Origin of the sequence: Mycobacterium palustre, assembly GCF_002101785.1 — a bacterium.
In the GTDB taxonomy this organism is placed as follows: Bacteria; Actinomycetota; Actinomycetes; order Mycobacteriales; family Mycobacteriaceae; genus Mycobacterium; species Mycobacterium palustre.
Genome location: NZ_LQPJ01000136.1, coordinates 1 through 21163 on the forward strand (window position 1 = coordinate 1; position 21163 = coordinate 21163).

The 21163-nt window shown below is 67.8% G+C and carries 19 protein-coding genes and 2 pseudogenes; 13 read left to right on the forward strand and 8 right to left on the reverse strand.

What is annotated here, in order from left to right; genetic code table 11:
• Positions 1-103: 103 nt before the first annotated feature.
• Positions 104-781, reverse strand: coding sequence for an HXXEE domain-containing protein (locus AWC19_RS23175; RefSeq protein ID WP_158090929.1), 678 nt, complete (start codon positions 779-781; stop codon positions 104-106).
• A gap of 136 nt (positions 782-917) precedes the next feature.
• On the opposite strand from AWC19_RS23175, the gene AWC19_RS23180 reads away from it, so the two are divergent.
• From AWC19_RS23180 to AWC19_RS23195, 3 genes and pseudogenes are all read left to right on the forward strand, one after another.
• Positions 918-1709, forward strand: coding sequence for a TetR/AcrR family transcriptional regulator (locus AWC19_RS23180; RefSeq protein WP_211284988.1), 792 nt, complete (start codon positions 918-920; stop codon positions 1707-1709).
• Positions 1710-1772: 63 nt separating this feature from the next.
• A pseudogene (locus AWC19_RS30890) lies at positions 1773-2482 on the forward strand (amidase family protein).
• 133 nt (positions 2483-2615) lie between these two features.
• Positions 2616-3860, forward strand: a pseudogene (locus AWC19_RS23195) (GMC family oxidoreductase); the annotation flags it as partial.
• 332 nt (positions 3861-4192) lie between these two features.
• Here AWC19_RS23195 and AWC19_RS23200 read toward each other — a convergent pair.
• On the reverse strand, positions 4193-5056 hold the full coding sequence (locus AWC19_RS23200) for a LysR family transcriptional regulator (protein ID WP_142281372.1): 864 nt from the start codon (positions 5054-5056) through the stop codon (positions 4193-4195).
• 144 nt (positions 5057-5200) lie between these two features.
• Between AWC19_RS23200 and AWC19_RS23205 the strand changes: the two genes are divergently transcribed.
• The 5 genes from AWC19_RS23205 (at position 5201) to AWC19_RS23225 (ending at position 10516) form a co-directional block, all read left to right on the forward strand.
• Positions 5201-6169: a DMT family transporter gene (locus tag AWC19_RS23205; RefSeq protein ID WP_211284983.1), complete on the forward strand. Its 969-nt coding sequence runs from the start codon at positions 5201-5203 to the stop codon at positions 6167-6169.
• Positions 6170-6220: 51 nt separating this feature from the next.
• Complete coding sequence (locus tag AWC19_RS23210; protein ID WP_085080451.1) at positions 6221-7714, forward strand: flavin-containing monooxygenase; 1494 nt, start codon at positions 6221-6223, stop codon at positions 7712-7714.
• A 183-nt stretch (positions 7715-7897) separates the two neighbouring features.
• Complete coding sequence (locus AWC19_RS23215) at positions 7898-9505, forward strand: MFS transporter (RefSeq protein ID WP_245849272.1); 1608 nt, start codon at positions 7898-7900, stop codon at positions 9503-9505.
• 32 nt (positions 9506-9537) lie between these two features.
• The gene (locus tag AWC19_RS23220) at positions 9538-9984 is read left to right on the forward strand and encodes an SRPBCC family protein (protein WP_085080452.1); all 447 of its coding nucleotides are present in this window, start codon (positions 9538-9540) and stop codon (positions 9982-9984) included.
• Complete coding sequence (locus tag AWC19_RS23225) at positions 9968-10516, forward strand: TetR/AcrR family transcriptional regulator (protein WP_085080453.1); 549 nt, start codon at positions 9968-9970, stop codon at positions 10514-10516. Before AWC19_RS23220 ends, AWC19_RS23225 begins: the two co-directional genes overlap by 17 nt.
• On the opposite strand, the gene AWC19_RS23230 is transcribed toward AWC19_RS23225, so the two are convergent.
• Positions 10494-11327, reverse strand: coding sequence for an LLM class F420-dependent oxidoreductase (locus tag AWC19_RS23230; RefSeq protein WP_085080454.1), 834 nt, complete (start codon positions 11325-11327; stop codon positions 10494-10496). The two genes, AWC19_RS23225 and AWC19_RS23230, sit on opposite strands and share 23 nt — an antisense overlap.
• A 169-nt stretch (positions 11328-11496) precedes the next feature.
• Between AWC19_RS23230 and AWC19_RS23235 the strand changes: the two genes are divergently transcribed.
• Positions 11497-12987, forward strand: a complete 1491-nt coding sequence (locus AWC19_RS23235; protein ID WP_085080455.1) for a hypothetical protein — start codon at positions 11497-11499, stop codon at positions 12985-12987.
• Between the two features lie 18 nt (positions 12988-13005).
• On the opposite strand, the gene AWC19_RS23240 is transcribed toward AWC19_RS23235, so the two are convergent.
• On the reverse strand, positions 13006-14286 hold the full coding sequence (locus AWC19_RS23240; protein ID WP_085080456.1) for an MFS transporter: 1281 nt from the start codon (positions 14284-14286) through the stop codon (positions 13006-13008).
• A 613-nt stretch (positions 14287-14899) separates the two neighbouring features.
• Positions 14900-15799 carry a LysR family transcriptional regulator gene (locus AWC19_RS23245; RefSeq protein ID WP_085080457.1) on the reverse strand — a complete coding sequence of 300 codons (900 nt, stop codon included), beginning with the start codon at positions 15797-15799 and terminating at the stop codon, positions 14900-14902.
• A gap of 84 nt (positions 15800-15883) precedes the next feature.
• Between AWC19_RS23245 and AWC19_RS23250 the strand changes: the two genes are divergently transcribed.
• Positions 15884-17134 carry an MFS transporter gene (locus AWC19_RS23250; RefSeq protein ID WP_085080458.1) on the forward strand — a complete coding sequence of 417 codons (1251 nt, stop codon included), beginning with the start codon at positions 15884-15886 and terminating at the stop codon, positions 17132-17134.
• On the opposite strand, the gene AWC19_RS29955 is transcribed toward AWC19_RS23250, so the two are convergent.
• On the reverse strand, positions 17131-17298 hold the full coding sequence (locus AWC19_RS29955) for a hypothetical protein (protein ID WP_169718145.1): 168 nt from the start codon (positions 17296-17298) through the stop codon (positions 17131-17133). The two genes, AWC19_RS23250 and AWC19_RS29955, sit on opposite strands and share 4 nt — an antisense overlap.
• A 224-nt stretch (positions 17299-17522) precedes the next feature.
• Here AWC19_RS29955 and trhA point away from each other — a divergent pair, with 224 nt between their 5' ends.
• Positions 17523-18242 (forward strand): PAQR family membrane homeostasis protein TrhA, encoded by a 720-nt coding sequence (gene trhA, locus AWC19_RS23255; RefSeq protein WP_085080459.1) that lies wholly within the window; start codon positions 17523-17525, stop codon positions 18240-18242.
• An 18-nt stretch (positions 18243-18260) separates the two neighbouring features.
• Here trhA and AWC19_RS23260 read toward each other — a convergent pair whose 3' ends face one another.
• On the reverse strand, positions 18261-19118 hold the full coding sequence (locus tag AWC19_RS23260) for an LLM class F420-dependent oxidoreductase (protein ID WP_085080460.1): 858 nt from the start codon (positions 19116-19118) through the stop codon (positions 18261-18263).
• Between the two features lie 105 nt (positions 19119-19223).
• On the opposite strand from AWC19_RS23260, the gene AWC19_RS23265 reads away from it, so the two are divergent.
• A complete protein-coding gene (locus AWC19_RS23265) occupies positions 19224-20204 on the forward strand; it encodes a 2-hydroxyacid dehydrogenase (protein ID WP_085080461.1) in 981 nt (326 codons plus the stop codon).
• A gap of 161 nt (positions 20205-20365) precedes the next feature.
• Positions 20366-20506 (forward strand): hypothetical protein, encoded by a 141-nt coding sequence (locus AWC19_RS23270; protein WP_158090931.1) that lies wholly within the window; start codon positions 20366-20368, stop codon positions 20504-20506.
• Between the two features lie 53 nt (positions 20507-20559).
• On the opposite strand, the gene AWC19_RS23275 is transcribed toward AWC19_RS23270, so the two are convergent.
• Positions 20560-21102 (reverse strand): GNAT family N-acetyltransferase, encoded by a 543-nt coding sequence (locus tag AWC19_RS23275; RefSeq protein WP_142281373.1) that lies wholly within the window; start codon positions 21100-21102, stop codon positions 20560-20562.
• Positions 21103-21163 lie beyond the last annotated feature (61 nt).

The following is a 21163-nucleotide window of genomic DNA, read 5'->3' on the forward strand; positions in this document are numbered from 1 at the left end:
CGATCAATCGCAGTCCCTAATCAGCGGTCAGAAAGAAGCGGCGAGGCAGGCGGCCGAGCCTCCTTGGCCATTAAGTGCAGCGAACATGAAAGCCATACCTGCCTCACCAGCACCGGCTGATCATCCCGCACTCCTGGCCCGAACCATCAACCGACAGTCCGAAAGGTAGGGCGAACATGACCATGTAGGCGACACTCTTGATCCAGTCACCGCGGGTGACCGCAGCGTGTTTTTTCAGGGCGGCCAGGTACGCCAAACCGATTGGGGTGTGCAAGAAGATCGATGCCAGGAAGCCTGGACTGTATTTGGATCGCGACATCACCGGAAAGACCACACCGTGCCCGACGGCCTGGCCCATCCCAAAGAGCACCGGCGCGATGCCCAACCACTTCACCTTGGGTAGCAGCATCGGCAAGGCGTAGAAAGGGTAGGCGATCGCGGTGTTGATGCACATCGCGTTGTGGGTGTTCAGCGGGTAGTTCAGGGGTTGGTCGCTTTTGAACATGCCACGGTTGAACTGGCCGGGAAAGTAGCCTGGGTCTTCGTATTCCTCGTACTGATGCACCAGCAAGGCGATCGCATTGACCGCCGAGAGCGCCCGCAAGTTGGTGACTTTGCCTCGACTCGCCAACGCGGTCGCGCCCCCGAGGACCATGCCTAGCACCGCACCGACCCGTGGCCAGTTCTTGCGGTAGCTCTCCAATACCGAAGCATCCATGACAGCCTCCTCGGCCCCAGCGTTCTTCGGCGCCCTGCCAGCAGCGCGCCACGTCAGCCCCACGCGTGAAATGCAATTAAAGCATACATGGGGTAGTGTATCACAAAGAGGGCAACGCTGAATCGACGTGGGAGATACCATGGCAGGCAACCTTATTGGCACCGACGGTGCACTGCCGGCCTCGAATCCGGATGTAGCCGTGCCTTCGGAGTTGGTGCGGGCCGCACTGCGGGCTGCAGAGAAGCTGGCCAAGGACGTCGCCGACGTTCCCGTCGTCGCGATCGCCGCCGAGGCCGGCGTCTCGCGCAGCACCCTGCTGCGCCGCCTCGGGGGGTCGCGGGTCGCCTTAGACGCCGCGGTCCGCGCCACCGGCGTCGATCCCGGTGGGTTACCCCCCGTACGCACGCGCGCCTTGGATGCGGCCGCGGCGCTGATCAGCGAATTCGGTTTGGCCGCAGCGACATTAGAGGCCATTGCTGAGCGAGCGGAATGTTCGGTATACAGTCTGCACGCGGTCTTCGGCGGCCGGGACGAATTGCTGCGTGCCGTCTTCGAGCGGCACACCCCGGTCCTGGACGTCGAGGAGTTTCTCGACCGACCGCGCGGTAACCTGCCGGACACGGTGCGGTCCTTTTACCGGGTACTCGCTGACGCGCTGATCCGCGAACCCCGCGTGGCTCCGGCAATGTTCGCCGAAGCGTTCTCGCGCCCCGACAGCCCAGCCGTCCAATCCCTCTTCGGTTACACCGGTCCCCGTGTATTCGCGATACTGGGCCGTTGGTTTGACGCCGAGATCCGCGCCGGCCGAATCCGCGAACTGCCCCGACTGTTGCTAATCCAACAACTGCTCGGTCCGATAATGATCCACATGTTCACACGGCCGGTCGCCGGCGGCGTGGCGCAACAGCAATTACCCGATATCGACGCTTTGTGTGACGTTTTCGCCGACAACTTCATCCGCGCCGTGGCTACGCATGAACAAGCCACCTGATTATGCCGGTCGAGGTTCGGCTGGGATTTGCCGGTTCCCAGTCGGGGTCTTCCTCTCGTAGGAGTGATCGTTGCACTGGGCAGACTTATCGGCCGCGCTTGGCGGCGATGTGGCCGGAACGACGGTTGGCGTGCCCGCGAACTCTGCACCGAGCGCGTCGACCCGGAAGTCAAAGATGCCGTTGACGCGGCGTGCGCACGGCTCGCGGACCTGGGCGTGCGACTACGCGAAGTCCGGCTTCCGACGACCGACGACGTGATGACTACCGAATTCGCGATCCTGCAGGCCGAGGCCGCCAGTGACCACCGGCAGATGCTGCACGAACACGGCGATCTGCACACCGACGACGTGCGCCAGGCATTACGCGCCGGAGCGTCGGTGTTGGCCATCGATTACCTTGCAGCGCAACGCAAGCGAGCCGCCATCCGGCATCAGTGGCGGCAGCTCTTCGACGACATCGACGTCCTGATCGCTCCGACGGAGTCACCGAGGACCCGGTGCAGGCGTACATCCGGTTCTCCGCCCCCGCGAATCTTGCCGGCCTGCCGGCACTGTCGGTGCCGTGTGGCGTCACCGCCGCCGGACTTCCGATCGGTCTGCAGGTGGTGGGCGGGGCGTTCGGCGAGGCCGCCGTGCTGCGCGTCGGCCACGCCTGCCAATCCGCGGTCGATTGGCGGGCATGGCCGCCACGGCTCGACCCGCGGGGGGTACCCGCGGAAAGCGTTGCGACGCCCGCGGTTGGCGGCCGCGCCGCATATCCCGAATGCGATTGAACCGCCGACCCTTTCGGTCCGTAAGCCTAGGTATCTACGGATAAACCCAGCCGACCCCGAGGAAACCTTCGTGAATACTGAGTTGGAGGCGCGCTACGGCGTCATCGTGTGCGGAGCCGGGTCGTCAGGGTCGGTGATCGCCGGCCGGCTGGCCGATAACCGCGACATCAAGGTCCTACTCCTGGAGGCCGGGGGCAACGACGACGTCCCCGGCGTGACCGAGGCAAACCGATGGCCGCTGAACCTTGGCAGCGAACGCGACTGGGGATTCATGTCCGAGCCGGACCCGAGGCTCCATGGACGCGCGATCGCATTTTCGATGGGCAAAGTGCTCGGCGGCGGGTCCAGCATCAACCTGATGATCTGGGCCCGCGGACACCGCAGCGACTGGGACCACTACGCTTCCGAATCCGGCGAGCCGTCCTGGGGATACGAGCCGATCCTCGACCTCTACCGGGGAATCGAGGACTGGCACGGCATCGGCGAGCCGAATCATCGGGGCCGGGGTGGGCCGGTGTTCGTACAACCGGCCCCCGACGCGCATCCGGTGGCCGCGGCGACCCTCGAGGCGGCCAGGGCCGTCGGCATCCCCACCTACCAGAGTCCCAACGGCCGCCTGATGGAGGAGGCCCGCGGCGCCGCCATCACCGATCTGTGCTGGCGCGACGGGAAACGCCTATCGGTGTTTCGCACCTACACCAACCCGCGCCCGCCGCAGCCGAACCTGACCGTGGTTCGGCACGCACTGGTCACCCGCGTGATCTTCGACGGCAACCGGGCCGCCGGCGTCGAGGTCGTCCATGGCGGCACGGTGCACCGGGTCGGTGCCGACGCCGAGGTCGTCCTGTCGCTGGGCGCCATTCACACGCCGAAGGTCCTGATGCACTCCGGTATCGGCGGCGAAGACGAATTGCGTCGCGTCGGCGTCACCGTTCGCCAGCACCTGCCCGGAGTCGGGCGCAACCTTCAGGACCACTTCGGGTTCGACTGCGTGTGGGAGTTTCCCGAAGACATCCAGGGCAGCACTCAGGTGGGGGCGACGATGTTCTGGGACTCCGGGCTGGCCGACGTCCAGGGACCGGACCTGTTCGCGTGTTCAGGACCGTTCCCGAAACCCACGGCGGAAAACACCGCGAAATACGGCCTGCCGCACAACAGCTGGGTCCTGTTCGGCTCGCGCACGCACCCCCGCAGCCGGGGTCGGGTTCGGTTGTCGGGCAACGACCCGACCGGCCCCGTTCGGATCGAAGCCAACGCGCTATCGGACCCCGAGGACCTCAAGACCGCGATCGCCTGTGTCGAAACGCTGCGCGAGATCGGCAATTCCGGCGAGCTTCGGCCGTTCGTCGCACGCGCGGTCATGCCGGGCGACCTGACCGGCGCCGAGTTGGAGACCTATCTGCGGGACGCCGTGACCACCTACTGGCACGAATCAGGGCCGCAAAGATGGGCCGCGACCCCATGTCGGTGGTCGACGGACACCTCAAGGTCTATGGCGTGGACGGCCTGCGGGTAGCGGACGCGTCCACGGCGCTGGCACGGCGGCGCCTTTCACCGAACCCTCGTCGTATGCTCTTTATCGCCGACACGATGACGAACTTTCCGAGCGGCGACCCTTCGGTCGTTCAATCGCGGCCGATCCCGCGGCGCATCGAAATGCCAGCGCCCACAAAAGAATCGGTCAACCACATCGGGGGCCGGCGGCTGGGCTCAGCCTTCGGCGGCCAGCACGTCGCGCACGACGGCATCCACGGTGCTGAGCAGGTCGGGATCGATGCCGGTGCGTCCGCGAACCAACACCGATGCGCGGTTCGCCGGCGGCAACCCCTCGGCCGGGCACAGGCCGTCCGGTAGCTTTCCGATCATCGGCAGCAGCGCCACGCCCAACCCGGACCGCACGGCCGCGTAGAGCCCGGATAAGTCCGCGCACTCGGCGACGACCTCGTAGGCGATTTGGCGATCCTCCAAAATCGAGAAGGCCGGCTCGCGCAGCGTGCACGGCTCAGAGAAGATCACCAAAGGTACCGGTTCGCGCGTCGACGCGGCGAACGTGCGTCCGGAAATCCATTGCAGCCGAACAAGTCCGGAGGCGTTAACGCGATCCAACGCGGCACCGTCGAGCATGATGGCCAGGTCGATCAGCCCGCGTTCGATCGAGTCGGCCAGCGATACGTTGCGGTCGAGCCGAAAGCGCAGCCGCCGGTCCGGAAGCCGTTCGCGGAGCGCCTTGGTCAGGCCCGCCAGCATCACGTCGGCGCCGTGTTCGGTGGCCCCGATCGTCAGCAGCGCGTGTTCCGTTGCGCCCAGATCGGCGAGCGCCGTGTCGTGGGCGGCAAGGATCGTGCGGGCGTGCCGTAGCACCTTTTGACCGACTTCGGTGAACACGACGCCGCGGCCCGATCGCTCGACCACCGCCCCCCCAACGACCCCCTCGACCTTGCGGAGGTGCTGGCTGACCGCGGACTGGCTCAGGTGTAGCGCGGCGGCCGCACGGTGAAACCCGCCACAGTCGGCGACGGCGACGAGGCTGCGCAGGGCGGGAATGTCGAGCACTTGGGCCACGCCCAGGACCATAGTCTGATTAGGGAAGACGATCAATCACTTCGATGTGGGGCCGAGTTTCGGCCGCGTCATGCGGGGACCGATAAGTAGCCATGATCGGTGGTGATCGCCGATAGTCGTTGGACGGCATGGGCCGATTCGGTCAGCATGGGTCGCATGGACCAGCCGCGGATGCCGTTGACCACCGCTTCGGCGGTGACATTCTTCTACGCGCTCGGCTATCCCATCGGGGCCATGGCGGTGGCCGCAATGACACCGATGGCCGCCCTGGTGCTGCGCTTCAGCCTGGCCGCATCGATTTTGGCCGCGTGGACCCTGCTGGCCAAGGCGCCCTGGCCGCGGGGAGCGCAGTTGGGCCACGTTGTGGTTGCCGGTCTGCTCATCCAAGCCGTGCAGTTCTGCTGCCTGTACGAAGCCCTACAACTCGGCTCGCCGGCGGTGCTGGGCGCGGTGGCCATCGCGATGAATCCGGTCACCACGGCGATCCTTGCCGCGGCGTTTCTGCGCGAGCCGCTCGGTCCGCTGCGGGTGATCGCGCTGGTGCTCGGCGTCGTCGCCGTGCTCGCCGCGTGCGCCACCAGGTTGATGAACACCCACGGCGTTGACCCGGTGATGGTGCTGCTTGTTGTTGCCCTGCTTGGGCTTTCGGCCGGTGGCGTCTACCAGCAGCGGTTCTGCGCCGGTGTCGACTTCCGAGCGATGAGCGCGATGCAGAACGCTGTCGCGCTGGTCCCTGCGGCGGCGCTTGCGCTCCTGACCCCCTTCAGCGTGCATGACGCCACGAAGGCGGCCATCGCGGTCGGCGGCATCGTCCTGCTGAACGCGACGCTGGCCGTCAGCCTCTACCTGCGGGCCATCAACACCCACGGCGCCGCGGCCGTGGCGATGCTTTTCGCCGTCATCCCCGCGGTGGCGGCGGTGCTCTCGTGGCTGATGCTGGGGCAGCGCCCCGACGCGGGTGTCGCGCTCGGCCTGCTCGTCGGAGGCGTCGCCTGCTGGCTCAACAGCCGGGCCTCGAGCCGGCGTCGGCCGACGAACGGCGACCCCCGGCCGGCGATCGTCGCCGCCGAGCCGCGTCCCGAAGCGCCACGCCGCACGGTCGGCGTGGCCGGCTGTTCCACGTAACCGGTTCCCACTCAGCGCGACGGTGGGCCCGAGTCGTGCGAGAGTTGCGAGGTGACCAGACGCGTCGCGGTGATCGGCGCCGGGCCGAGTGGGCTGGTGGGCGCGCGGTGGCTGGCGGCGCAGGGGTTCGAGCCCACAATTTTCGAGCAAGGGACATCCCTGGGCGGGCAGTGGGCGGCGCTGGACGGCTCTAGCGGCATCTGGCCGAGCATGCACACCAACAGCAGCCGCACCATGACCGCCTTTAGCGACCTCGAGCACGACGGCGGCAGCGTCTACCCGTCGAACCGCGACATCCTCGACTACCTGCATCGCTACGCCGACAAGTTCGCGCTCAGGCCACGCATCCGGCTCCGCACCCGGGTCGACCTGATCAGCGCAGACCAGCACGGTTGGCGCGTGAGCCACGCCGACGGGGAGGATCACTTCGAGCGAGTGGTGGTGGCGAGCGGCAGGTTCAACGAGCCGGTCATCCCGGACATCGAGGGGCTCGATACCTTCTGCGGTTCGGGGGGCGCGCTGCCGACGTTTCGCTACCGGGACGGCATCGCCTATCGCGGCAAGCGGGTGCTTGTTGCCGGCTGTGCGATCAGCGCGCTCGAAATCGCGTCGGAGCTCGCCCAACTCGGCGCGGCCCGCGTCGTCGTGACGCAACGCCGCCAACGCTACGTCGTCCCCAAGTTCGTCGCCGGCGTGCCCACCGACCAGATGCTTTATACGCGCTACGGGGTCCTGGCGGAGGAGCGACTGCCGCCCGAGGACATCGACCGGCAGTGGAGACAAACCGTGCTGGGTGCGGCCGGCAGACCCGAACAGTACGGCGCGCCGAGCGCCGATCCGTCTGTCGCCGCCGCGGGTGTCACCCTAAGCCAGCACTATCTGCCGCTGGTCGCCGAGGGCCGGATAGCGGTGCGTCCGTGGATAAGTTCCGTGTCGGGAGCGACGGTGACGTTCGCCGACAATCGAGCCGAGCAATTCGACGCGATTTTCTTCGGCACCGGTTTCAAACTGCGGCTGCCATTTCTGAGTGCGGAAATCCGCGCGATCCTCGATGCCGACGCGGTGCATATGGACGCCTATCGCTATACGTTTCATCCCGACCTTCCCGGGCTGGCCTTCATGGGAATGTGGGATCAGGCCGGGGGATACTTTGTCCCGCTTGAACTTCAGGCGAGGTGGATCGCTTACACGTGGGGCGGGGCGATCCCGGCCCCAACCGAGGCGGAGCAGCGGCGGGCGATCGCTTCCTACCGGGCGCGTCGGGGCGCCCCACAGAAATCGCGACTAAACCTGGTGGCCCTTGCGTTCGCGCGGGCCGCCGGTGTCGAGCCGACCCTGGACAGCTGGCCGCACCTGCGCCGCGCGCTCTTGTTCGGTCCTCTCACACCGAGCTGTTTCCGCCTCGAGGGTCCCGACGCGCTGCCCGACGCCGCGGACCGATTCGCGCGGGAGGCCGCGGCCTTCGGCGCCGTCACGTCGAACGACATGACTGAACGCGAGCAAAACGACTGGGCGCTAGTCGTCAGCGGCAAAGCGATTGGCTGACAAAGGCATTGTCGGGTGGCATCGTCGGACCGAGGAGCTATGGTGCGGGCGTTGGGCAAGACATTAAACTCTGAGTTCCTCTCCAACGCGAAAGGCGTTGCGCTCATGTCCGATGTCAGACGGCGCCTGCCGTTGATGTTGCGAAGTGGTCGCGAAGACGCGCAGCCGACGAACGGTGCACCCGTGACGGTGCGTCATGAGGCTGGTGACGGCCAACCGCGGGCGAGCGCCCCGTTGCGCAACCGCATCTACCGCGACCTGTTGGTCGCGCAGTTCGTCTCCAACATCGGGACGTGGATGCAAAGCGTTGCCGCCCAATGGTTTCTGGTGGAAGCGCACAGCAGCGCCACCGTCGTGGCGCTCGTCCAGACGGCCAGCCTGGGGCCGACGCTGCTGCTCGGATTGCTCGCCGGCGTGCTTGCCGACCTGTTCGACCGGCGCCGGCTATTGATGGTTCTCCAGACCTACGCCGTGCTGGTCGCCCTGGTCCTGGCGGCGCTGACATACCTAGGCCGGCTCAGCCCGGCGTCGCTGTTGATGTTCACCCTGGCCATCGGTTGCGCGTCCGCGCTGACGGCACCGGCCTGGCAGGCGATCCAGCCCGAGATCGTGCTACGCGAAGAGATACCGGCCGCGGCGACCCTGTCCAGCGTCTCGACCAACATCGCCCGGGCGATCGGGCCGGCGATCGGCGGCGTCGTCGTGGCCGTGGCCGGGCCGGCGGCGGTCTTCGCGATCAACGCCGTCTCGTTCGCGGCCATAATCGTGGCGTTGGCGGGGTGGCAACGACCCACGCAGCGCGCGCCGATCGAACGGGAGCACGTCGGCCAGGCCATCCTCACCGGGCTGGCGTACGTGTGGAACGGCCCGATCTTCCGGCGGATCTTGTTGCGCGCGGCGCTTTTTGTCTTCCCGGCCTCTGCCCTGCTGGCCTTGTTGCCCGTCACCGCCGCCCGCCGGTGGCACCTCGGTGCCAGTGGCTACGGGGTGGCGCTGGGGGCCATAGGTTTTGGCGCGGTGCTCGCCGTGGTGGTCGCCACACCGTTGCGTCAGAGGGTGTCGGCCAACGCCCTGCTGGCAGGGTGCGCCGCCGCGTACGCGGTCGCGGCGCTGGGGGCCGCCTGGCTGCCGTTCGCCGCCGCGCTGCCGCTCCTGGTGGTATCGGGGATGTCGTGGTTGATCAGCCTGACGTCGTTGAACGCGGCGGCTCAGCTGTCGTTGCCGCGCTGGGTCCGGGCCCGCGGCCTGTCGGTCTACCTGCTCGTCTTCACGGGCTGCCAGGCCGTCGGAGCGTACATCTGGGGCCTCGTCGCCACTCGGGCCGGCCTCGACACCGCGCTGGTCTGGTCGGGGGCGCTGCTGGCCGCGGCGGCCCTCAGCGTCACCGTCCTGCCGCTGCGCCCCTCCACCGGGCAGCTGAGCCGCGACATTTCCACGTGCTGGCCGTCACCGACGCTGGTCTTCGAACCGAACCCACACGACGGGCCGGTGCTGGTGACGGTCCGGTATCGAGTGCCGGCCGAAAACCTCGACCACTTCGTACGGGCGATGAGCGCGGTCCGGCGATCCCGGCTCCGTACCGGTGGCCACAGCTGGCGGCTCTACCGCAGCGCCGAACAACCCGACATCGTCATGGAGAGGTTCACCGTGGCGTCGTGGGCCGAGTTTGAACGCCAGCACACGGAGCGCTGGCTGGCTTCGGACCACGAGGCCGCCGCCAAGGCCGTGAGCTACACCGTCGACCAAAACCTGACGCGCCAGTACTACCTGGCGTTGCGCGTGCCCCGCTGACACGCCGCCCCAATTCATGTACCATCTGGTACATGATTACGGAAAGCGATGTGGAAATCGACGCGCCGGCCAACCTGGTGTGGGAGGTCTTCACCGACGTCGAGCGCTGGTCGGAGTGGACCGCTTCGGTGACCGAGCTCGTCGGCCTCGACGGTCCAAAGATCGCCGTTGGCAAGCGCTTTCGGATCAAACAGCCCAAACTGCCCACCCTGGTGTGGCAGGTCACGGAGCTGCAACCCGGCGCTTCGTGGACCTGGGTGCAACGATCCGCCGGCGGTTCGACGCTCGCTCGCCACACGGTGACCCCTCTCTCGGAGGATCGCACCCTGGTGCACCAGACGCTCGACCAGAGCGGACCGATCGGCGCGGTCGTCGGGCGCCTCATGCGCGGCACGACGCGCCGCTACCTGGCTTTGGAGGCACAGGGCCTGAAAGCCCGCAGCGAGCAGCTGCGGCACTCGCATGGCCCGGCCTCCTGACCTCGAGCGGCGACAGCAGCTGCTCGATGCGCTCGTCGAGGAGTTCGCCGCCGGCGGCATCGGCGACCGCTCGCTGCGGGAAGTGGCCGCGGCGGTGGGCACCAGCCACCGAATGCTGCTGCACCACTTCGCCTCCCGCGACGAGCTGCTGCTCGCGATCGTCGAGGAGGTCGAGCGGCGGCAGATGGCGCTGCTGTCCGAACTGCCCATGGAGCCGGCCGAGGCGATGGCCGTCATGTGGGCAAGCCTGTGCCGCCCGGAGCTACGCCCGTTCGAGCGCCTCTTCTTCGAGTGCTACGCGCGCGGCGCGGCGGGCGAGCAGCCGTTCGTCCGGATGGTGCCGGGCGCCGTCGACGCGTGGCTGACCGAGATCGGCAGGGCGTCCGGCGGGACCGCCGATGCCGCGCTGGCGCGCCTCGGCCTCGCCGTCACGCGCGGGCTGCTGCTCGACCTGGTGGCCACCGACGACGACGCGGGCGTCACGGCGGCGGCCGAGGCGTTCGTCGGCCTTATCCGGAGCGGTACCGGTTGACCGAGGCGACGTGTTGGTCGAGCACGCGCAGCGACTCGTCGCGCGGGCGCGTGGGTAGGAGCAGGGCCACCTGGTCGAAACCCAATTCTTCGGCGGCGCGCCAGTAGTCGTGATCGTCGGGCGTGCCGAACATCGCCAGCGGAACGTCGTGGCCGGCGCCGGCGCGCAGCTGGCCCACGCGCTTGGTGAGTTGTTCGACGGGAATTGGGTTGGAGATCCAGCCCGCACCGTGCCGAATCACCCTCTTGACCGTCGCGTCGGAGTTGCCGCCGATGAAGATCGGCGGATGCGGTTTGCGCACCGGCTTGGGGCGGCTGTACGCCGGCGGGAAGTCGACGTACTTGCCGTGGTACTCGGCGGGCTCGTCGGTCCAGAGCGCCTTGATGGCCTCGATCCGCTCGTCCAGCAGCGCCCCGCGGGTTTTGGGATCGGTGCCATGGTCGCGCATCTCCTCGAGATTCCAACCGGCGCCCACCCCGAACACGAACCGGCCGCCCGAAATCAGGTCGATGCTGGCGGCTTCCTTCGCGGTGATGATCGGGTCACGCTGGATCAGCAGCGCGATCCCGGTGAACAGCTCGATCTTCGACGTCACCGCCGCCGCGGCGGCCAGCGTGACGAACGGGTCGAGCGTGCGGTAGTAGGTCGACGGCAGTTCGCCCCCGAGCGGATACGGCGATTCCCGGCTTGCCGGGATGTGGGTGTGCTCGGCGATCACCAACGACTCGAATCCGCGTTCCTCGATCGCGCGCGCCAGCGAGACCGTGTCGATGCTGTCGTCGTTGACGAACGTGGAAATCCCGAACCTCATGGCACCACCCCTAGTCTGTCTGCTCCGCGTGGCCAACACCCCCGAGCGACCCGTTATTCCGCCGCCCCGGACAGCAGCGGCGCCGCGGCCGGGCCGCGAGGTGTGGTTCCATCGGTACAGCAGGTTGCGCGGTGTTGCCGGGCACCGAAGGAGACGACTAAGGAGACAAGTGACAGCACGACTCGGCGGGGTACTGGCGATCTCGTTTTTCTTGGCGCTGACGACGCTGCTGGCGCCGACGGCATCGGCCGACACCTACACCGATCAGGTGGTCAGCCGGTTCGACGCCCAGAACCATGTGGTGGCCGACTCGGCGGCGAACCCGCCGCTGCAGAACCCCGACAGGCTGAACCGGCAGATTCTGACCAGCCGGTGGACCTGGAGCCCGGGACCGCCCGTGTGGGTGGCGGCGGTGGCGCCCAGCCAGACCGGCGTGACGACGGCCGATGCCATCCACAACGCGTTCTTGGGTCGCGATCCCGCGTTCAGCGGAGTCATCTTGGTGATCGATTCGCGGGGCTACCATGTGCGCGCCTACAACGTTCCGAAGGTGATCGCGGACAGCGTCAATTCGTTCATGGGTCAGTCGGCCCGGGACCACCGCAACGACCCTTACGGCGCGACCAGCGAGTTCGTCACCAAGCTGGCCGACGTGACCGTGGCGTCCGGTGGGCCGGCGACCACCTCGCCCGTCGCGACCGCCAGGCACACCAGCGGGACGTCGCTGTGGGCGACGTTGGTCGTCGTCGCCGTCGTCCTTGCGGTGCCCGGCCTGATTTGGTTCGCCGTGCGACGAAATCGCAAGCGGCGCAAGGACGCCGACGCACGTGAACAGGTCAAGCAGGAGTTGATCGCCGCCGAATCGGATGCCAGTGACCTCGCCACCGCGGTGGTGAACGACAGCAGCGTCGACGTCAGCGCCGAGTCTTTGAAGGCCAACGCCAGCCTCTACGACGCGCGCAAGGCGTACGAGGCGGGCGACTACACCGCCGCGCGAGCGCACCTCGCCGTGGTGCGCTCGACCGCCGCCAAAGCCAATCGCAAGCTCAACCCGCACGACGCGGGCGGGTACGCGCCCAGACAGCCCGACGTAGAGGCGGTGGCGGCGGTGCCGGAAGGGGAACGCAGGCAGGCGACGGTGCGAGCGAAGAGCCCCGACGGCCGGTACGTGACGATCAACAACAACAACTACACCACCACCCAGCAGCCGGGTTACACCAATTACTATCCCGGCGGCTACTACAACGGAGTGTTCTTTTACCCCGGCTTTTACCCGTACCCGTTCTGGGGGGCGGGCTGGGGTTGGGCGCTCACCGACGTGCTGCTGATGGACGCGCTTTTGGACGACCACTGGGGCGGCAGCTACGAACGCGGCTTCGAGGACGGTCGAGATTCGGCGTGGGCCGATACCAACGCCGCCGACGGCAATCAGAACGGCAGTTATGACAGCCAGCAAGGCGATGTCGGCTTCGACGGCAACTACGAATACTCCGGCGGTGCAGACACCGGGTTCGGCGCCAACGACTACTCCGGCGGCTATGACTCCGGCGGCGGCAGCTTCGACTTCGGCGGCTCGGATTTCGGCGGCGGGTCCGACTTCGGTGGGTCCGACTTCGGTGGGGGATTCGACTCGGGCGGCGGTGGCGACTCAGGTTTCTAGACCTGTTCGGCCGCAACATCATTCGGCGGATCGATCAGTTCGTTGAAGTCGGTCACGGTGTAGATGCCGTCGGTGAAGTGGAACGACCCATCGTCGCGCACCTCGCGCGCCCACATCGCTGCCGCGCGGCCGCACCGAACTGGATGTCGAGTTCGCGGCGGCGGACCGATCCCGGCCGAGCGGAACCAGGGGCACCGCGGCCAACGGAAACAGCGCGCAAAGCGCCCATGCCGCAGGGTATTCGGATGCCATGACCAGAGCACCGAAAAGCGGCGGGGCGGCCGCGGCCGTCAGCCGCTGGGCCGTGTTCTGCGCCCCTAGCGCGCGGCCGCTCCAAAATGGGCCGGCGGCTTCGGTGATCGCGGTGGCCTCCAGCCCGTTGTCAAGCACCGCGATTACCGAGATGGCGACCATCAGGAACACCCCGGATGCGGAACCGGTGCTGTCGGTGAGGGCGAGCAGCAACAGGGTCACGGCCGCGGCCATCGCGATGGTACGAACGGGCCGCAGGCGCGAGCCGACGCGATCCGACCAGCGGCCGACGGCGATTCGGCCCACCGCACCGAGCACCTGTGAAAGGGTGACCAGGCCCCCGGCGGCCGCGACCGACCAGCCGCGGTGATGCATCAGCCACACGAGCATGAATGTCACGGTCACCGCCTGCGGCACCATCAGCAGGCCGGCCGCCGCATGGATTCGCCACAACACACACGAGTCGCGGTAGGGACTGGCGAGCTCCTCGGCGGTGGCCGTCCGCCGCGGCTTGCGGGGCGGATCGACGATGCCGATCGCGCTGGCGACGGCGGCCACGGTGCACATCAGGGCGAGAAACATCAGCCCCCGGCGTGGTCCGTGTTCGGCGAGTTCCGGTATCACCAGGGCACCCAATGCGATGCCCAACGGTTGCGCGGTCTGGCGGATTCCCATCGCCAAGCCGCGTTGGCGGGGCGCAAACCATGCGGACACCAGGCGGCCCCCGGCGGCGTTACAGCTGGCCGCGGCCATCCCACCGAGGAAGAGATAGGTGCCGATCATTGCCATCGAGTGGGCCGACGCCGCGGCGTAGGCCGCGGCCGCCGTGAGGGCCGAGCCCAGCGCGAGCACCGCCCGTTCGCCCACCCGGTCCAGCACGTAGCCCCAGAGAACGAGCGTGACGACCATGCCCCAACTCGGCATGGTCGACAACAGCGTGGCTTCGGTCAACGGGATGCCCCGACGAGCCTGCAGCGAGGGAATCAGGAACGCAACCCCGTTGATGAAGAGAAACGACGTCGCCGTGACGCCCAGCGAGATGACCATGATCGACCACCGCGCGCCGACCCCCAGTCGGTAGGGAACGTCCGACTCCTTTAGAATCCAGCCATATTGGCATAGGACATGACCGTCGAATGGCCCCGGGAGCTTGGCACGGCCCGCGTAACTTATTGAAATCTAAGGCGATTCCTAACCCGTAGTCAGGTCGTGCGCGTAGCCAGCTACCGCGGTGTTGCGAGATACGCTGGGCCACCAGGTGTCTCGCGAACCGTCGCGCCGGGCCGCCGCGGTCACGCAAAGCGCTATTCCACAGCCGCAATACACGAAATTCTTAGGTCACAAGTGGGCACCCCCGAAGCGCTGACGCATCGGTCGCGCGACGCAATACGGCCGCCGCGCAATCGAATGATTCGACCGGCCCCAGAACGGGTACCCCTAGCAGTCTCAGTCGAGCAGGGGGAGATGGACATGGCGGTTGAGCGTGGTCACGCGCGATGCCCGCGCTGCATGGCGTGGGCCGAGTACCAAATTTTGGAGCGCGGCGATGACAGGCTCGAGTACCAGGTGCGATGCGATGCCTGTGGCAACCTGCACTCCGAGGTGACGGCCGTATCGACCATGCGGACGGCGGCCGCCTAGGTGTCCGCCATAGCCTCGCTCACGCGTTCCCGTCATCGGATTGCTGGACGGCCGCGGCGGAGGCGATGAAGTCGCGGGCCGGGCGCGACAGCGGCCGAGTGGAGTTCCAGATCATCCCGACGTCGCGGTAGGCGTCGGCATCGGCCAGCGGCAGCGTGACGATCCCCGACGCGTCTCGGCCGCCGTCGATCGGTATCAAACTGATTCCCAGTCCCGCGCCCACCAGGCCGACGGTGGTGGCCAGGTTCGCCGATTCCAAGACGATCCGCGGCTCGAATTGCGCTGCGGCGCAAAGTTGGTCGAGAAGCTGCCGCATGCCGAAGCCCGCGTGCATGGCGACGAAGGGCTCGTCGGAAAGCTGCCTCATGGAAACCGCCGCCGCGCCCGCCAGGCGGTGGCCGGGAGGAACGGCGATGCCGAGCCGCTGGCGGAAAAGGCTGCGCCAGGCCAACGTCGGCCTGATCGGCCGCGGTGACACCAGGCCCACGTCGAGGGATCCGGACGACACCAGATCGCCGATCCATTCCGCGGCGCCCTCCTTCAACGCGAACGCCACGCGGGGGGATGTCTTGGTGAAGTCGGCGATCAGCCGGGGGACCACCTTGGCGCCGAACGAGCGCAAAAAACCCAGTCGCATCTCGCCCACCGCGGGGTTGGCCAGGTCGTCGATGGCGCGGCGGGCCGAATCGAGTTCGAGCTGAGCGCGCCGCGCGTGCCGGTAGAAGATGCGGCCATAGGCGTTGAGCGACAGCCGCTTGCCGCGGCGTTCGAACAAGGAGGCCCCCAGCTGCCGCTCCAGGCGGGCCAACATCCGCGTGAGCGTGGGCTGCGCGACGTGCAGCTGTTCGGCAGCGGCGGTGACGTGTTGTAGCTCGGCGAGTGTGATGAACCACTCGTAGTCACCGCTGTGCGAACCCACTACCACAGCTTATGCGGCAAATGCATGAGAATCAGGCTCATAATTCATTTCAGTTCCTTGGGCGGGCCGCGAAGCATCGCCGCTATGGATTCCGAACGGACCGCGGCCGCGCACCGCTCCGGCAGCAGTGGGTATCGGAGGGTGACCGCCGCGGTGTGCAGCGCGGGGTTGGCGAGCTTCGCGGCGATGTACTGCACCCAGGCGTTGCTGCCCGAATTGTCGGCGCATTACCGCATCTCGCCGGCGGCCGCGGCGCTCACGGTCTCGGTGACCACGGCGATGCTGGCGCTGTCAATCGTTCCGGCCAGCGTGCTTTCCGAGCGCTTCGGGCGGGTCACGGTGATGTGCACGTCGGCGGTGGTTTCCAGCGCGATCGGGTTGCTCCTGCCCCTCAGCCCGACGCTCGAGGTTCTGCTGGTGGGGCGGGCATTGCAGGGCATGGCGCTGGCGGGCGTTCCGGCCGTCGCGATGGCGTATCTGGCCGAGGAGGTGCACGCCGAGTCGCTTGGTTCCGCGATGGGACGGTACATCGCCGGGACGACCGTGGGCGGCCTGGTGGGGCGGATCGTCCCCTCCCTGGTGGTCGATGTCAGCAGCTGGCAAGTCGCGCTGCTCGCCTGCTCGGCGACGACCCTGGCCGCCACGGTGGCGTTCGCCGCGTTCGTACCCAGGTCCCGGGGCTTCGCCCCGAAGAAGGCGGGCCTGCGGACCACCTGGCGCGGGCTCGTCGCCCACCTGCGAAACCCGTTGCTATGCAGGCTTTTCACCCTAGGGTTCACGCTGATGGGCGGGTTTGTGACGGTGTACAACTACATGGGATATCGGCTGATCGCGCGCCCCTTCGGACTGGCGTCGTCGGTCGCCGGAATGTTGTTCCTGCTCTATCTGGCGGGAACCGTGTCCTCCACCGTGGCCGGGCGGTTGGCCGACCGCAGGGGCCGGGCGTTCGTGCTGGGCGGCGCGTTGCCGATCACGATGGTAGGCCTGCTGATGACCGTGCCGCAGGCGGTGGTAACGGTCGTGATCGGTGTCGCGGTGTTCACCGCCGGCTTTTTCGCCGCGCACACCGTGGCCAGCAGCTGGGTGGGCGCCGCGGCCGGCCGCAACCGCGGCGGGGCATCGGCGTTGTACCTGTTCAGCTACTACCTCGGTAGCTCGGCTGCGGGCGCGCTCGGCGGGCTGGTGTACGGCGTCGGGGGGTGGCCGGCGACGGTGACGTTCGTGGCCGCGCTGCTGCTGACCGCGCTCGTGGTGGCCGCATCCCTGATGCGCCGGCGTCCGCCGCCGAAACTGCCTGTGCGGCCTTTGAATGTCCGACAGGCGCCAGCGGTCTAACGCGTAGATTCGTCGGCGACGTCGTGGCGGGACTGGTGCAAACCCGGTGCATCCCGCTCGTCGTCCTGGTGTTCCAGCTCCTCCTGCAGGACGCGCTGCTCCTCGGTCGCTTTCCGCGCGTCCACGGGCGCCGCCGGTGGGTCGATGTTGACTTGCTGGTCCACGCGAATTCCTCCGAGCGTCTAGTGGCTTTCGTCTTAGGATCTCCCGTATCGCGGGCTTCGAAACCCCCCAGTCGAGCCGGCTGGCGTACAGTTGATTCATAGGCTTGGCATAGCGACCGCCCATCCAGTGGCGCGATCCTTAAGTCAGGACCGAAATCTCTTGGAGCCAAAGCACTTAACGGCGATCCACATGCTTGGGGGGAACGTTGAGCTATCGAGCCGAGATGGCCGTGCGGGGCAAGCCTTTCGGGCCGGTCGCGACGCCCGACGACGGTGGACAGTTCGTCGGCGGCGCCGTCGCCGTTTCCGCCAAGCCGCGGCTGCGCGGTTGGATCCACCAGTATTGCGCCGTCGCGGCCCTGCTGGCTGGCGCGCCCCTGGTCGCGGTGTCGTGGGCGGAGGCATCCAAGCGGGCGGGCCACTCGACGCTGACCTATGCCCTGGCCATCGTGGCGATGTTCGCCGTGAGCGCCACCTATCACCGCGTGCACTGGGAATCGGACGTCTTCAGGAACTGGATGCGGCGTCTCGACCACTCGATGATCTTCGTCCTCATCGCCGGCACCTACACGCCCTTCGTCAGGTTGAACATGCCCCGCGGAACGGGGCACGTGGTGCTCGCCCTCGTCTGGGGCGGCGCGCTGGCCGGGATCGCGCTGACACTGTTTTGGCCGACCGCCCCGCGCTGGCTGAACGTGACGCTCTACCTGCTGCTGGGCTGGGTGGCGGTCTGGTACACCCGGATGATCGTGCACAACGCCGGTTTGACCGCGACGGTGCTGCTGGCGGTGGGCGGCGCGCTGTACAGCCTCGGCGCGGTGTTCTACGGGCTGCGCCGGCCCGACCCGTGGCCGACGACGTTCGGTTATCACGAGATCTTTCACGCGTGCACCGCGATCGCGGCGATCTGCCAATACGTCGCGATCTGGTTCGCGGTCTTCTGAAACCGGTTGGCGGGCTGACTATTTCAGGTCGGCGGCGACGCGCTCCAACGCGGCCAGGTGATCATCGACGGTCGCCAGGCCCGCCTTCATGGTGTTGACCGACAGATGGGTGGCCCCGGCGGCCTTCCAGGCGGCGATGTCGGCGGCCGCCTTGTCCGGATCACCGGTCCAGCTGATGCGCCCTTCCATCCCCAAGGTACCGGCGTCCCGGCCCGCAGCCTCCGCCGCGCGCTGCACCTGCGTGCGCGCATGGTCGAGGCCCGGTCCGGGCTCCACCATGGGGAACCAGCCGTCGCCGAGCCGCCCGGCGCGTTCGTAGGCGCGGTCCGAAGCCGCACCGAACCACACCGGGATGGGCCGCTGGACGGGCATCGGGGCCAGGCCCGCACCGGTCACGGTGTGGTACTTGCCGTTGAAGGTGACCGACGGTTCGGTCCACAGCTTGCGCATGACCTCGACCTGCTCCTCCGAGCGCCTGCCGCGGTTGGTGAACGTCTCGCCGAGGGCCTCGTACTCGACGGCGTTCCAACCCAGCCCGACGCCGAGCCGAAACCGCCCGCCGGTGAGCAGATCCACCTCCGCGGCCTGCTTGGCCACCAGCACCGCCTGCCGCTGCGGCAAAATGATGACGCCGGTGACCAGTTCGAGTGAGGTCACCGCGGCCAGGTAACCGAACATGACGAACGGCTCATGAAACGTCGAGCCGATGTCGTAGAAGCCTTGCCAGCCCCGGTGCACCGCCGGGTCGGCGCCCACTACATGGTCGTAGGCGAGGATGTGGGTGAACCCGAGTTCTTCGACACGCCGGCCATACGCGCGTACGGCTCCTGGATCGCCGCCAAGCTCGGTCTGCGGAAACACGACACCAATGCGCACCCCGCATTCAACCGCGCGGCCCGGCCATTGCTTCCCTTGTACCGCCCGGCTTTTGACTGAAAGGCCATCGCGACACCGTCGCGGTGGGCAGGAGATGATGGACGCGTGACGGGAGCGAAGACCGACGCCGTGCTGCGGATCGGCAACCTGGAACCCACTTTCGCCGCAGAGCTGGCCGCGCGGTACGACATCCCCGCGCTTCCCGACGGTCCCCAGCGCGCCGCCTTCCTCGCCGAGCACGCTGCCGACGTTCGCGTGGTGGTGACCTCGGGCCACCCGGGCGTCGACGCCACGACCATCGCCGCGTTGCCGAACCTGGAGGCGATCGTCAACAGCGGGGCCGGGGTGGACGCCATCGACGTGGAAGCGGCGAAGCGCCGCGGTATCGGCGTGAGCAACACCCCCGACGTGCTGTCGGACACCGTGGCCGACACGGCCCTCGGCCTGATCCTGATGACCCTGCGCCGCTTCGGCGCCGCCGACCGCTACGTGCGGGAGGGTCGCTGGGCCCGCGACGGCCAGTTCCCTTACGCCAGGGACGTCAGCGGCCTCCAGGTCGGCATCCTCGGGCTGGGCCGCATCGGTTCGGCGATCGCCACCAGGCTGCTCGGCTTCGACTGTGCCATCGCGTATCACAACCGTCATCGGATCGACGGATCGCCGTACCGCTACGCGCAGTCCCCTGCGGAGTTGGCCGAATCGGTCGATGTGCTGGTGGTCGCCACGACGGGCGACCACCGGAATCACAAGCTGGTCGACCGCGCCGTCCTCGAGGCACTGGGCCCCGACGGTTACCTGATCAACATCGCGCGGGGCAGCGTCGTGGACCAGGAGGCGCTGGTGGAGCTGCTGGCGGGCGGCGCGCTGGCCGGAGCGGGACTCGACGTGTTCGTCGACGAGCCGCATGTGCCGGCAGAACTGCTCGCGTTGGACAACGTGGTGCTGTTCCCGCACATCGGCAGCGCAACCGCTAGGACCCGCCGGGCGATGGCGCTGCTGGCGATCCGCAACCTGGACAGCTACCTCGACAGCGGCGAGCTGGTGACACCCGTTGTCCGGCCGCGCCGGTCACACCCGTTCGGGTAGCCGCGTACACCATTGCGTAACTCATTGTCGAACTCTTGTTGACCAACGAGATACATCGCTATGGGGGAGCCCCACGGCGGCAGTAGGCTCGCCCCGTCATCCAGTGTCGCCTCGTTGGGAGGCGGCACGTGACCTTTTCCTGAGGAGAACCATGTCGATGAATGGTGGCGGTGCTGGCGGTGGTCGGTTGTTCGGCGGTGGCGCGGGCGGCGGCAAAGCGGTGGGCGGCGGTGCCGGCGGCGGCCGCGCGGTTGGTGGCGGCGCCGGCGGCGGTCGCTGACCCGACCCTAAGGTCGCTCTGAACGTCGCTGCCGCGCAACGACGTTGGAACGCTGATTGGATATGCCTGGCCGGGTCAGATGATCCGGCCGGGCGGTCCGTCGGGACCTTCGGCGCCGAGCAGGTCGAGCTGCATCCAGGCGACGTCGTGCCAGCTGTCGTGCTTCCATTCGACCCGGCGGTACAGGCCGGCATCGACGAAACCGAAGGATCGATGAAATTCATTGCTCGCCTCGTTGGGCTGGGTGATGCCGGCGAACGCTCGGCGGTAGCCCCGCTCGGCGAGCCGGCGCAGTAGCCGCGAGTACAGGGCGCGCCCGCAGCCGGCGCGGTGATGGTCGACGTGCACGTAAATCCCGGTCTCGGCCGACCATCGGAAAGACGGCAGGCGAATCAGCGCGTGCGCGTAGGCGAACCCGATGACCCGCCCGCCTCGCTCCACGACGAGCCATTCGTGGGCTTCACGGGCGGCGCCGATGCGCGCGGCCATCTCGTCTGCGCTCGGCACGTCGACCTCCCAACTGATCGCCGTGTCCTCGACGTAGGGCCGGTAAATCGCCACGCATGCCGCAGCGTCGTCTGCCGCCGCCGGCCGCACCACGTCGATGTCCGCTCGCATGACAGCAGTCTTGTCCGTGGTTCAAATCAGCGCGACCTAAACGCGCCGCCTCGCTTTGATC

Excerpts from the sequence above, each read along its gene's own strand:
- AWC19_RS23200 (WP_142281372.1), bottom strand. The coding sequence starts at position 5,056 with ATGGTCCTGGGCGTGGCCCAAGTGCTCGACATTCCCGCCCTGCGCAGC.
- AWC19_RS23205 (WP_211284983.1), top strand. The coding sequence starts at position 5,201 with ATGGACCAGCCGCGGATGCCGTTGACCACCGCTTCGGCGGTGACATTC.
- AWC19_RS23220 (WP_085080452.1), top strand. The coding sequence starts at position 9,538 with ATGATTACGGAAAGCGATGTGGAAATCGACGCGCCGGCCAACCTGGTG.
- AWC19_RS23225 (WP_085080453.1), top strand. The coding sequence starts at position 9,968 with ATGGCCCGGCCTCCTGACCTCGAGCGGCGACAGCAGCTGCTCGATGCG.
- AWC19_RS23230 (WP_085080454.1), bottom strand. The coding sequence starts at position 11,327 with ATGAGGTTCGGGATTTCCACGTTCGTCAACGACGACAGCATCGACACG.
- AWC19_RS23240 (WP_085080456.1), bottom strand. The coding sequence starts at position 14,286 with ATGGTCATCTCGCTGGGCGTCACGGCGACGTCGTTTCTCTTCATCAAC.
- AWC19_RS23250 (WP_085080458.1), top strand. The coding sequence starts at position 15,884 with ATGGATTCCGAACGGACCGCGGCCGCGCACCGCTCCGGCAGCAGTGGG.
- trhA (WP_085080459.1), top strand. The coding sequence starts at position 17,523 with ATGGCCGTGCGGGGCAAGCCTTTCGGGCCGGTCGCGACGCCCGACGAC.
- AWC19_RS23270 (WP_158090931.1), top strand. The coding sequence starts at position 20,366 with ATGGTGGCGGTGCTGGCGGTGGTCGGTTGTTCGGCGGTGGCGCGGGCG.
- AWC19_RS23275 (WP_142281373.1), bottom strand. The coding sequence starts at position 21,102 with ATGCGAGCGGACATCGACGTGGTGCGGCCGGCGGCGGCAGACGACGCT.